The 11,351-nt window shown below is 69.8% G+C and carries 9 protein-coding genes, 1 pseudogene and 1 other annotated feature; of the genes and pseudogenes, 4 read left to right on the forward strand and 6 right to left on the reverse strand.

The window, feature by feature from the left end:
• Positions 1 to 69: 69 nt before the first annotated feature.
• From ATL51_RS01375 to ATL51_RS01385, 3 genes are all read left to right on the forward strand, one after another.
• The gene (locus tag ATL51_RS01375) at positions 70 to 699 is read left to right on the forward strand and encodes a class I SAM-dependent methyltransferase (RefSeq protein WP_100877393.1); all 630 of its coding nucleotides are present in this window, start codon (positions 70 to 72) and stop codon (positions 697 to 699) included.
• Positions 696 to 2,120, forward strand: coding sequence for a phenylacetate--CoA ligase family protein (locus ATL51_RS01380; RefSeq protein ID WP_281010845.1), 1,425 nt, complete (start codon positions 696 to 698; stop codon positions 2,118 to 2,120). The genes ATL51_RS01375 and ATL51_RS01380 overlap by 4 nt, the downstream gene beginning before the upstream one ends.
• Positions 2,121 to 2,368: 248 nt before the next feature.
• Positions 2,369 to 2,917, forward strand: a complete 549-nt coding sequence (locus ATL51_RS01385; protein ID WP_100877232.1) for a recombinase family protein — start codon at positions 2,369 to 2,371, stop codon at positions 2,915 to 2,917.
• 170 nt (positions 2,918 to 3,087) lie between these two features.
• On the opposite strand, the gene ATL51_RS01390 is transcribed toward ATL51_RS01385, so the two are convergent.
• Positions 3,088 to 4,344 (reverse strand): IS256 family transposase, encoded by a 1,257-nt coding sequence (locus tag ATL51_RS01390; protein ID WP_073574061.1) that lies wholly within the window; start codon positions 4,342 to 4,344, stop codon positions 3,088 to 3,090.
• A gap of 171 nt (positions 4,345 to 4,515) precedes the next feature.
• Between ATL51_RS01390 and ATL51_RS01395 the strand changes: the two genes are divergently transcribed.
• Positions 4,516 to 5,334, forward strand: coding sequence for a phosphotransferase (locus tag ATL51_RS01395; protein ID WP_392567350.1), 819 nt, complete (start codon positions 4,516 to 4,518; stop codon positions 5,332 to 5,334).
• A gap of 10 nt (positions 5,335 to 5,344) precedes the next feature.
• Here the strand turns inward: ATL51_RS01395 and istB are convergent, their stop codons facing one another.
• The 5 genes and pseudogenes from istB to ATL51_RS01420 all read right to left on the reverse strand — a co-directional run.
• A complete protein-coding gene (gene istB, locus ATL51_RS01400) occupies positions 5,345 to 6,187 on the reverse strand; it encodes an IS21-like element helper ATPase IstB (protein WP_100877233.1) in 843 nt (280 codons plus the stop codon).
• Positions 6,184 to 7,209: pseudogene (locus ATL51_RS01405) on the reverse strand (Mu transposase domain-containing protein); the annotation flags it as partial. The pseudogene ATL51_RS01405 and the gene istB, both read right to left, overlap by 4 nt.
• Before the next feature lie 32 nt (positions 7,210 to 7,241).
• Positions 7,242 to 8,506 (reverse strand): IS3 family transposase gene (locus ATL51_RS01410; protein ID WP_100877234.1). Its coding sequence is split into 2 segments (ribosomal slippage): positions 7,242 to 8,203 and positions 8,203 to 8,506, totalling 1,266 coding nucleotides; the frame shifts between segments, so codons are not numbered across the junction.
• Positions 8,073 to 8,207: a sequence feature (AL1L pseudoknot), on the reverse strand. It overlaps the preceding gene by 135 nt.
• A 147-nt stretch (positions 8,507 to 8,653) precedes the next feature.
• Positions 8,654 to 9,397 carry a hypothetical protein gene (locus tag ATL51_RS01415; RefSeq protein WP_157818153.1) on the reverse strand — a complete coding sequence of 248 codons (744 nt, stop codon included), beginning with the start codon at positions 9,395 to 9,397 and terminating at the stop codon, positions 8,654 to 8,656.
• A 441-nt stretch (positions 9,398 to 9,838) separates the two neighbouring features.
• On the reverse strand, positions 9,839 to 11,351 hold a 1,513-nt coding region (locus ATL51_RS01420), incomplete at its 5' end, for a hypothetical protein (protein ID WP_208622881.1).

Here is an 11,351-nt window from a genome sequence, read left to right on the forward strand (position 1 = left end):
CCTCTGGTATCCATCGCTAGCCAACGATGTAACCGCATATCGTCGATAACTGGGAGGTCTGTCGTGTTGATGAACCGGGTGGAAACGGCCCTGGTGAACAGCCCGCCGCGGCGCGCGTTGCAGCGGTTCTACGAGACCCCGACGCTGCTGCGGCTGGGCGGGGCACTATCCCCGGACGCGCGGGTGCTCGAGGTGGGGTGCGGGGCGGGGTACGGCACCGAGCTGATCCTGCGCCGGTTCGCCGCGGCTCGTGTGGACGCGATCGACCTGGACCCGGCCATGGTCACTCGGGCGAAGCGCCGGCTGGCTGGTTACGGGGAGCGGGTGCGGCTGGCCACCGGCGACATGACCGACCTGCGCACCGCCCTGGACGCCGAGGACAACAGCTACGACGCGGTGTTCGACTTCGCGATCGTGCACCACGTCCCGGACTGGCGAGCGGCGCTGGCGGAGATCGTTCGGGTGCTCAAGCCGGGCGGGCGGTTCTACTTCGACGAGGTCACCGCCGCCGCGCTGGCCACCCGCGGCTACCGGTGGCTGTTCGACCACCCCACCGAGGACCGGTTCACCGCGAGCGAGTTCGTCGCCGAACTGGAGCGCCAGGGACTGCAGGTCGGGTCCCGGTGGCGCACCCGGGTTCGCGGGCACTACCTGCTCGGGGTGGCCCAGCGCCCGTACAGCGACGCCGCACCGCGGTGAGCCCCGCCGGCGAGGACGGGGCGTTGCGGCTGCTGCTCGACGCCCGCCGGACCTACCGACACGGCCCGGAGGCGATCGACGCCCGCCAACGCGCCCGCCTGGCCGAGCTCGTGGACTTCGCCCGCGGCCACGGCAGCGTGTACCGCGAGCTCTACCAGGACCTGCCCGGCCGGGTGGAGGACCCGCGCCTGCTGCCGGTCACCAGCAAGGCGGCACTGATGGCACGGTTCGACGACTGGGTCACCGACCCGCGCGCGAGCAGGGAGCGGGTGCAGGCGTTCGTGGCCGACCCCGCCCAGATCGGCCAGCCGTTCCTCGCCATCCCACCCGGCTACCGCGGCGGTTCCCGAGCCGGCTACACGGTGGCGACCACGTCGGGTACCACCGGCACGCGGGGGATGTTCCTGCTCGACGAGCGGGCACTCGCGGTGACCACCGCGCTGAGCTCGCGCATGCTCAGCACCTGGCTGAACGCGAGCGCGCTGCCCCGGCTGATCGCCGGGCGGGGACGACTGGCGATGGTCACCGCCACCGGCGGGCACTTCGCCTCCACCGCCGCGGCCGCCCGCCTGCGCCGCACCAGACGCGGCCGCCGCCGGGTCCAGGCGCTGTCGGTACACACCCCGCTGCCGGAACTGGTGACCCAGCTCAACGCGTTCCCACCCGCCGTGCTCGCCCCCTACGCCACCACCGCGGCGCTGCTGGCCACCGAACAACAGGCCGGGCGGCTGCGGATCCGCCCCGCCCTGGTCGCGCTCGCCGCCGAAGGCCTGCCCGACCCAGAGATCGCGCGGATCGCCACCGCGTTCGGCTCCGCGGTGGGCAACTCCTACGCCGCGACCGAGTGCCCGTTCCTGTCCTACAGCTGCCACCACGGCTGGCTGCACGTCAACGCCGACTGGGCCATCCTCGAACCCGTCGACGCCGACCACCGGCCCACCCCGCCCGGCCAGCAGTCCCACACCGTGCTGCTGACCAACCTGGCCAACCGGGCCCAGTCGATCCTGCGCTACGACCTCGGCGACAGCGTCCTGGCCCGCCCCGACCCCTGCGACTGCGGCAGCCCACTGCCCGCGATCCGGGTGCAGGGCCGCACCGCGGACCTACTCACCCTCCCCACCACCCACGGCACCACCGTGACACTCACCCCGCTGACCCTCTCGACCCGCCTGGACCGGCTGCCCTCCGTGGCGCTGTTCCAGATCCTGCAGATCTCCCCGACCGAGCTCTCGGTGCGAATCCAGCCCGCACCCGGCGCCACCCCGCAGCAGGCCTGGGCCCACGTGCACCGCGAACTCACCGACCTGCTCGCCGCCCACGGCCTCGCCCAGATCACCGTTCGACGCGCCGAGCAGCTCCCCCAACCCGCCACCGGCGGCAAGTACCGACTGGTTCAACCGCTGGCCGACACACCGGGCTGACCACGCCACACGTGGCGTCGACCGACCATGCGCTGTCGGCTGCTCGGCCGTACCCTCTCACGATCTTCTCTCCGGTCGACGACGCAGGCGTCGCGGCGCACGGATCGCGACCTCGTCTCGTAGACCGAACCCCCACCGGGACACCCCGGCCCCGCCCGCGAACCGAAGATCGCTGCTGCTCGGCGATTCCCGTAAGACCCGCCCGATGAAATGCCCGATGAAGGGGCGCTTACTGGGACACTCGCACGGTGAGCGGACTACTGATCGGCTACGCCCGGGTCTCCACCGACGAACAAGACCTCACCGCCCAACGCGACGCCCTCACCACCCTCGGCGTTGCGCCCGAGCGGATCTACGTCGATCACGGCCTGACCGGAACCAACCGGGCCCGGCCCGGGCTGCGCGAGGCGATGGCCGCGTGCCGCGGCGGCGACGTGCTGGTCGTGACCAAACTCGACCGGCTCGCCCGGTCGCTGCCCGACGCCCGCGACATCGTCGCCGAGCTCACCGCCCGCGAGGTCAAGCTCAGCCTCGGCGGGTCGGTCCACGACCCGACCGACCCGGTCGGCAGATTGTTGTTCAACGTGCTGGCCATGGTCGCCGAGTTCGAGTCAGACCTGATCAAGATGAGGACCCGGGAGGGCATGAAGGTCGCCCGCGCCAAGGGCCGGCTGCGTGGCAAGAAGCCCAAGCTCAGCCCGCGCCAGGAGTCCCACCTCGTCGAGCTGCACCACGCCGGCGCGCATACCTGTCAACGGTTCGTCAAAGTTGACCCCCTCCGGGACTCCGAAAAATGACTCTGGGGTGGCCTGGCAGCTCAGTGAGACAGTGCATGGATGCTTGCCGACGAGGTGCCGGCCTGGATCGTGGCGTGGTGTCGAGATCACCTCGGCGGCGAACCTGTAGAGGGGTCACGTCCGGCGGAGTGGTGTATGAGATCGACTCCGCGTGATCTTGGTTCGGGATTCTAGGCGGTTATTGCCTCGGTTGTCATGAGTGCCTCGCTGCCGGTCGGTGCGGCTTCGGTGGTGACGATGCGGATGCGTGAGCGGGCCAGTAGATCGAGGCCCATGTAGCGGCGGTTCTCGGTCCACTCATCACTCTGTTCGGCCAGGACGGCGCCGACGAGGCGGATCAGGGAGTCGCGGCCGGGGAAGATCCCGACCACGTCGGTGCGACGGCGGATCTCCTTGTTCAGTCGCTCTTGAGGGTTGTTCGACCAGATCTGGCGCCAGACCTCGCGCGGATATGCGGTGAACGCCAGCAGCTCATCGCGGGCGTTGTCGAGGTGCTCGGCTGCGTCGGGCCAGCGCGCGGTGAGAGTGTCGACCACGCGTCCGTACTGGGCTGTGACGGCGTCGGCGTCGGGCTGGTCGAAGATCGTGCGCACCTGCGTAGCGACATGCGGCTGCGCCGACTTCGGAACACGGGAGAGCAGGTTACGCAGGTAGTGGGTGCGACACCGCTGCCACGCCGCACCCGGCAACGCCGAGGCGATCGCCGCCACCAAGCCGGGATGGGCGTCGGAGATGACGAGCTGGACCCCGGACAGGCCGCGGGCGACCAGACCGCGCAGGAACGCCAACCAGCCCGCTCCGTCCTCGCTGGAGGCCACATCCAGGCCGAGGATCTCGCGGTGCCCGTCGGCGTTCACCCCGGTCGCGAGCAGCGCGTGCACGTTGACCACCCGGCCGTCTTCGCGGACCTTCACCGTGAGCGCGTCGACCCACACGAACGTGTACGGGCCCTGGTCGAGCGGGCGCTCGCGGAACGCGGCGACCTGCCCGTCGAGGTGGGTGGCCATCTCGCTGACCTGCGAACGCGACAGCGACTTCACCCCGAGTTGTTCGGCCAGCTTCTCCACCCGCCGGGTGGAGACACCGAGTAGGTAGGCCGTGGCCACGACGGTGACCAGGGCCTGCTCGGCGCGGCGGCGGTGGGTCAGCAGCCAGTCCGGGAAATAGGAGCCCTGGCGCAGCTTCGGCACCGCCAACTCGATCGTGCCCGCTCGGGTGTCCCACTCCCGGGCCCGGTAGCCGTTGCGCTGGTTCGTCCGCTCGCTGCTGCGCTCGCCATAGCCGGCCCCGCACTGCTGATCGGCCTGCGACGACATCAACGCGTTCGCCATCGTCGCGATCATCGTCTGCAACAGATCCGGCGACACACCCGCCGAGGCGAACTCCTCGACAAGCTGGGCAGGGTCCACACTGTGTGGTGCGGCCATCGTGGTGGTCCTTCCTGGAGTTCCTTGGTCGGTACTCGAGAAAGATCACGCGGTGGCCGTCTCACGTCACGACGCCACGCCGCTCACCAGCGACGAACCCGTACACCACCTCCGCGGACGTAACCTGTAGAGGTTCTGTTCGACCTCGTGCAGATGTCGTCAGTGCTGGGGATGCGTCTGACGGACGGATCCGAGGCAGTCGTGAAGGTCCGTGAGGACGACGGCCGCGGGGCTGGCTGTGTGCGCGTGCAGGCGCAGCTCGCTGAGCGCGGGTTTCCGTGCCCGAGACCGTTGACGAGGGCAGTCACCTCGGACGGGATGGTCGTTCATGCCGAGGAGTTCCGGCCTGGCGGGGAGGTGTGGGGCGGCGATTCCCCCGAGGTCGCAGGGCGCTATGGACAGGTGTTCGGCTGGTTGCTTGAGGAGCTGCAGAACGTGCAGGCCGGCCCGCTGCTGCCGAATCCGCGCTGGGTCCGGTGGGACCACCCCGGGCCCGGCGTCTGGCCGAGCATCGCTTTCCTCGATGAGAAGGACCAGAGCCTCGTGCCGCAGTTCGTCAGCGAGGTCGCCCAGCGAGCGCGGTCGCGGCTGCGAGCGGCGGACGCGCCCTGTGTCCTGGGCCATGCCGACTTCGAGGCGCAGAACCTGCGCTGGAAGGGCCCGACGTTGTGGGCGATTCACGACTGGGACAGCGTGGCCTGGCAACCCGAGGCTGCGCTGGTCGGTGCTGCGAGCGGAGCGTTCCCCAGACTGCCTGGTGAACCGCCGTCGCTGGCGACGATCGCCAGCTCAGAGGCGTTCGTGGAGGCATATCAGCAGGTGCGCGGCCGATCGTTCACCGCCGAGGAGCAGGAGCTCGTCTGGGCAGCGAGCCTGTGGCCGGTCGCCCATAACGCCCGCTGGGACGCACTGCATCGAACAACGACGTCGCCCTCGACAGCGGCGCTGGTCGGGCAGGCGACCGATCGCCTCGCTTGGGCTGGTGCATGACGGGCCGAGGTCAGTCGCTGGTGGCTCGATCCTTCGCGAGGAGCTCGCGGCGCGCCCGGGTCCGGTAAGACTCCCCGGACAGGGTCAGGACTTCGGCGTGGTGGACGAGACGGTCGATCATGGCTGCGGCGACGACGTCGTCGGAGAACGTCTCGCCCCACCGCCCGAACGGCAGGTTCGAGGTGACCATGACGCTGCCTTGTTCGTAACGCGAGGCGATGAGCTGGAAGAACAGGTTCGCCGCGTCCTGGTCGAACGGGATGTAACCGACCTCGTCGACGATGATCAGCCGGTAACGACGGATCTTCTTCAGTTCCGCCTCCAGAGTGCCGGTGTGGTGGGCGGCGCCGAGCCGGGCGATCCAGTTGGAAGCGGTGTCGAACAGGACAGAGCGCCCAGCCTGCGCGGCTTTGACCCCGATCCCGATCGCCAGATGCGTCTTCCCGATCCCGGGCGGACCCAGCAGGATCACGTTCTCCGCCTTCGACACGAACGTCCCCGTCGCCAGGTGAGCGAGCAAGTCCCGGCGTAACGAGGGCAGATGGTCGAGGTTGAAGTCCTCCAACGTCTTGACCTGCGGGAAGTGCGCGGTCCGGATCCGCATCGTGGTCCCGGCGGCCTCGCGGTCGGCGACCTGGCGGGCCAGCAACGCGGCCAAGAACTCCTCGTGCGACCAGTTCTGGTCCCGCGCCTGCTCGGCCATCTTCTCCCAGCAGGCCGCGATCGTGGGGACCTTCAACGCCCGGGTCAGATAAGCCAGCTGCGCGCCCAGCCCGTCCGAGCCAGCCGTCTTCGTCGCGGTGGTGCGGGTCCCGTTCGTAGCCGGGCTGGTGCTGGTGCTGGTGGGACTCATAACGGTGTGGCCTCCGCAGACTGGGGAGTGGAATGGAGATCAGGGGTGGGGTCGAAGTCGACGCCGAACAAGGCGTCGTAGTCCGGCAGCGCCCGCAGGACCACGGTGTGGCCGTCGGCGTGCTGACGTGCCGTGCGGGCGCCGGCCTCACGTCGGGCGGCGAACTCGCGGCGCAAGACCTGCGCCGCCGCCAGGTGGGCCGGGTCGTTGACCACCGCCCGCTGTGCCCAGGACCGGCGGTGGCGGGCCACGACCTGCTCGTCGCAGACCACGATCACCGTCGAGAGCGAGGCATAGACCTCGACGAACCGGCCGATCACCCGCGGGTCCACCGAGTAGTCACAGGTGTCGACCCGGACGTAGTGATCACGGGCCAGCCGGGTCCGATGGCGCAGCCCGACCGCCGGGGCGACCGGTGACAGCCCGAGCATCGCAGCATGGTCGGCCTCGAACAGATCCACCGGGCGCCCGCCGACCGAGCGGACCGCCCGCTGGTTCGCCCGGGACAGCCAGCCCTCGAGCTGAGCGGTGAAGTCCGCCGGTGAGGTGAACGAGCGCCCCGGCAGGAACGAGGTCTCCAGATAGCCGTTGGCGCGTTCGACGATGCCCTTGAACTCCGGGTCCCGCGGCGGAGCGAGCTGGATGCGCGTGGCCAGCGTTCCGGCGAACGCGGCGACCGGGGCATTGACCCGGCCCTTGATCGCGATACCGGCCTCGCGGTCCCAGACCAGCGTCCTCGGCACCCGCCCCAGCGCGGTGATCAGCTGCCACATGCCTGAGAGCAGGTCACCGGTCTGACGCGACGGCAGCAACGTCGCTGACAGGAACCGCGAGTAGCCCTGGGCCATCACCAGCACCGGCAGAATCCGCGCCTGACCGGCGCCGACAGGGATCTTCGTCGGCGGGAACCACAGGTCGCACTGGGCGAGCTCCCCGGGCCGGTAGGACATCCGGGTGACCGGATCGACTCCGACGTACTCGGGGCGGATCTTGGCCAGGCGCTTCTTCAACGGCCCCTCGGAGTGAGTCGCTCTGGGGCTGATGGAGACTCGCGCTATGGGATTCCGACCGGGTGTTGGTCGTCCCGGTGGGCAGCGTAGAACGCCTGCTCGTACTCGTGCGGAGGCCGGTCTCCGAGGTAGCCGTGCAGGCGCTGGTGGTTGTGCCAGTGCACCCAGCCCAGCGTCGCGAGCTCGACGTCCTCCACTGTCTTCCATGGACCGTCTCGGGCGGGTCCGCGGATCAGCTCGGCCTTGTAGTAGCCGTTCACGGTCTCGGCCAGCGCATTGTCGAACGAGTCCCCGACGCTGCCGATCGACGGAACCGCGCCGATCTCAGCGAGCCGCTCGCCGTAGCGCACCGACGTGAATTGCGACCCGGCATCGCTGTGACAGCGCAGGTCCGGCAGCCGGGTGCCGCGCGACCAGCGCGCCATCTCTAGCGCATCGAGCACCATGCTGGTGCGCATGTGCCCGGCGACCCGCCAGCCCACGATCATCCGCGAGAAGGCGTCGACGATGAAACACACGTAGGCGACCCCGGCCCAGGTCGGCACGTAGGTCAGGTCGGTAACCCACAGCTGATTCGGCGCGTCGGCCCGGAACTGGCGCTGCACCAGGTCCGGATGGCGCGCCGCGACTGGATCCGCCCGAGTGGTGCGCAGGCGCTTGGTCCGTCGGGCGCCCTCGATACCCGCCGCGCGCATCAAGCGGGCGACCTGGTCACGGCCGACGTCCAAGCCGTCGCGGCGGGCGGCCTTCCACAACTTGCGTGCCCCGTAGACGCGGTAGTTGTTCTCCCACAACCCGACCAGCCGCGGGGTCAGCTCGGCGTCCCGCCTGGCCCGCGCCGAGGCCGGGCGGGTCTTGGCGGCGTAGTAGCTGCTCGGGGCCACCTGCAGCACACGGCAGATGAGCTCGACCCCGAGCCGGCGCCCCTCCACGACGTCGTCGCGGTGGGCGTCGACGAATGCCACTACCTGCGGTACTGGCGGTCGAGCTCCGCCCCGAAGAAACTCGCAGCCCGCTTGAGCACCTCATTGGCCCGGCGCAGTTCGCGGACCTCTTGCTCGAGCTCGCGTACCCGGGCTGCCTCGTCGGTGGTGACACCGGGCTGGTGGCCGTCGTCGACGTCGGCTTGGCGCACCCACAACCGCACCGACTCCGCGCCGTAACCGAGCTGATCGGCCACCCGCTTCACCACACCGTGATCGTGTCCCAGCTCGGTGCGCAGGGTGCGGACCATCCGCACCGCCGCGGCCTTCTCCTCCTGCGAGTACCGCCGCGTCGTCGGCTTGCCCGCAGTGCGTTCTGACGGCATGACTCCATCCTCGTTTCCAAGGTCAAGAGTCTCTACAGCACCCAGGGCGGCTCACAGAGCGTCGAGCGGCGCGTTCCTGGTGCCAATGCGGTTCGCCCGCCATGCCAGGTCGCCCTGGTGGTGCTGTCGCGGGCGGAGTGAACGTTGTCAGCCGGGAGGTTGCTGGGCGGAGCCTTGCTGAGTCGCTACCCGAAGGTTCACGTTCTCGAGTAGATCGAAAGCCCGATTGATGTAGGTCATCGCGGAGGCGGTCGAGACGACCACCTCATATTCCCCCGAGTTCACAACGCTCGAATTCAGGGTTTGAAGGATTTGAAACTCGTTCGCATCCTCTTTCTTGAACAGTCCGTGATCCACTAGGCGGCGGGACAGCAGCACCGGCGCAGACCGCTCATAGTATCCGTCCGTCGCGAGGGCTAGGCTGACCAGCGAGTCGTAAAGAAAGTTCCACGCCTCGGACACGGCGACATCGGGCCGCTTGAGCGCCAGACCAATGAGCTGGTCCCTACGCGTTTGCCGACTTACGAACTCCACCATGTTGGCGGCGAGTCGCTTCGCATGGTTCGGCGGGAGGTGCGCCAGGTCGTCGTCGTGGGTGCCCCCGGGCAGAGCCGGCGGTTGCGGCTCCGGCTTAGTCACTCCGGGAGCGGGGACCGACGGAACGGGCACATCGCTTGATGCAGCCCCGTCGTCGGCCGCTCGATCATTCGGCTTCGCCTCTGCCAATAGCTGCGCGAAGTTTGCTTTTATGCCCCCCGGCCCCTCCGCAGACAGTAGACGACCAAGCAGCTTCCCCAAGGGCTCTTTCAGGATCAGGACAGAGAAGACAACAGCGGCCGGCCAAGAGAAAAGGTGACCGGTCATCGTCGCCCAGAATTCGAACTGGTTCACCCGTCGCCCATCGCTTCGCCCGGTCAGAACGACGGAACCTTACCGGCACGGAACGTTCAACGGAACGGGCTCTCGCATTCGTCCTCGGGCAGCGTCGAGGGCCGAGCAGCCGGGCGGGTTCACGGGGTCGGGCGAGGCGCTGGGCGGCGCCGTCCTCGACGTTCGTCGTGTGCGGCAGTCGGCGACCTGGGCGTCGGTGAGGAACGGGTCGAGGTCGGTCGCGTCGGCAGGGTCGACGAGGGCCGACGGGATCGCGGCGTCGGCGCCAGCGACTCGGACGGCCCGCGGAGTGTCGAGCCTGCCGCGCCTCGACCCGACACGAAGGTGAAGGGCGCCATCGTGTGAACAGCGCGAACGAACCGCTTACCGTCGTGCGGTCACGGACCCGGCGAGTGCGACGACGTGGCTCCAGCGTGCCCTCAACCTGAGTCGAGTCCACATTCAGCGCGCGATGCCACTACTACGGCGCCGCTGCCGCTGATTCTCCGTACTCGCCGCCACTTCCGGGGGGCGGGGGACGGGGGCGCCGATACCGACATCTGTGTGCTCGTCGGCACGGCTCTTGTCCGCGTTGGCAGCGCGAATCTCCTCGCGAAGGGCCTTGCTGACGAGGGCAATGCGCAGCGCATTCCCTACGGTGAGCGGCGCTGCCCCATCCGCTTCCGCCGCCACATCGCGGGTCCGATCGCCCTCACGCACTGGCTGGGCGGCAGCCACATCTCGAACCTCCGGGACGGTGGTGAACAGCTCGGGCTGCCCTGCGCGTTCCCGAGCGACCTGCGCCTCGTCGCGCCGGACGTCGGCGTAGCCCTGCGCGACCGCGACCTCGTCCCGGTCCCTCCTCATCTCGTCCGCCTCGACCGCCTGTCCCTGCGGCCCACGCTGCGTCTCCTCGTCCCGCGCGGGGCTGTCGGGGCGCGCACTCGGCACTCCGGGGAGGTCCAGCTCTTCCTGAGCCGGGTCGACGACTCGGCGGCGCTCGCTGCTCCGCTCGTTGCTGGACTCGTCGATGGTGAACAGCTCGGTCTGCTCACCCCGGCTCGGAGCGACCTTCCGCTCCTGCCCACGCCGCTCCAGCTCATCGCCGGCGAGCGCAGCCTGCACCCGGGTCGCGGCGGTCTGCTCGAACCACTCCTCGCGCACCCGGGCCACAGTGATGAGGGCCTCGACGCGCTGCTCCTGCAGAGCGGTCAGGCGACGCGCGGCTGCCACGTCGCGCTCGGCGTCGCGCCGCTCGTCCGATCCCTCGGGGAGCTGGTCCAGCCCGGCGGCCCAGATGATGCTGTCGCGGCGGTACTCCTCGGCCAGTTCACGCGCGGCACGCAGCTCCTGCTCGACGTAGGGCGGAGCCCACGTCTGCTCGCGCTGCCACTCCACCCGCATCTCACGGAGCTGCTCCACGGTCGCCGCCGCGTAGTCGAGGCTGTCCGCCGGGTAGCCCAGCGCCGCATGGGCCTGCTTCCAGAGCAGGTGGTGGAACGCGCGGCGCTTGTCCGGCGCCGCACCGAGGGACAGCTGCTCGTCGGGGACGGAGTGCATGTCGCGGTAGGCCGCGACGATGCCGGCTCGACGGATCCACTCGGCCCGTTCCGGCCCGTCCGCGGGCGGGGTTCCCAGAGCAGGCGCCTCCCGGGCCCACTCCGGGATCTCGTCGGCGACCCTCTGGCCCAGCTCGTTCTGCCGCTCGGTGGCCGCGCGGCTCAGAGCCGCCTCGAACTCACCGACCGGACCGCCCAGGTCATCGATGTAGCTCGACCAGTCACCGGCGCTGACGCGGCGCTCGGGCGAGCGGGACGCTGCAGCCATGTTGACGCGGTAGCGCAGGACGTCGGCCACCGACTCCGCCCCACCGAGGCCGCGCGCCCGCACCGCCTCGCGCAGGACGGCCGCGGGATCGTGGCCGTCCAGCTCGGCCGAGCGAACTGCAGCCATCAGCTGGTCGTATCGCGGCTCG

The organism is Pseudonocardia alni (assembly GCF_002813375.1).
Lineage (GTDB): Bacteria > Actinomycetota > Actinomycetes > Mycobacteriales > Pseudonocardiaceae > Pseudonocardia > Pseudonocardia alni.

Bases quoted from the DNA above. Each gene is read 5' to 3' on its own strand.
- ATL51_RS01375 (WP_100877393.1), top strand. From the start codon at position 70: ATGAACCGGGTGGAAACGGCCCTGGTGAACAGCCCGCCGCGGCGCGCG.
- ATL51_RS01390 (WP_073574061.1), bottom strand. From the start codon at position 4,344: ATGGCCGCACCACACAGTGTGGACCCTGCCCAGCTTGTCGAGGAGTTC.
- ATL51_RS01395 (WP_392567350.1), top strand. From the start codon at position 4,516: ATGCGTCTGACGGACGGATCCGAGGCAGTCGTGAAGGTCCGTGAGGAC.
- istB (WP_100877233.1), bottom strand. From the start codon at position 6,187: ATGAGTCCCACCAGCACCAGCACCAGCCCGGCTACGAACGGGACCCGC.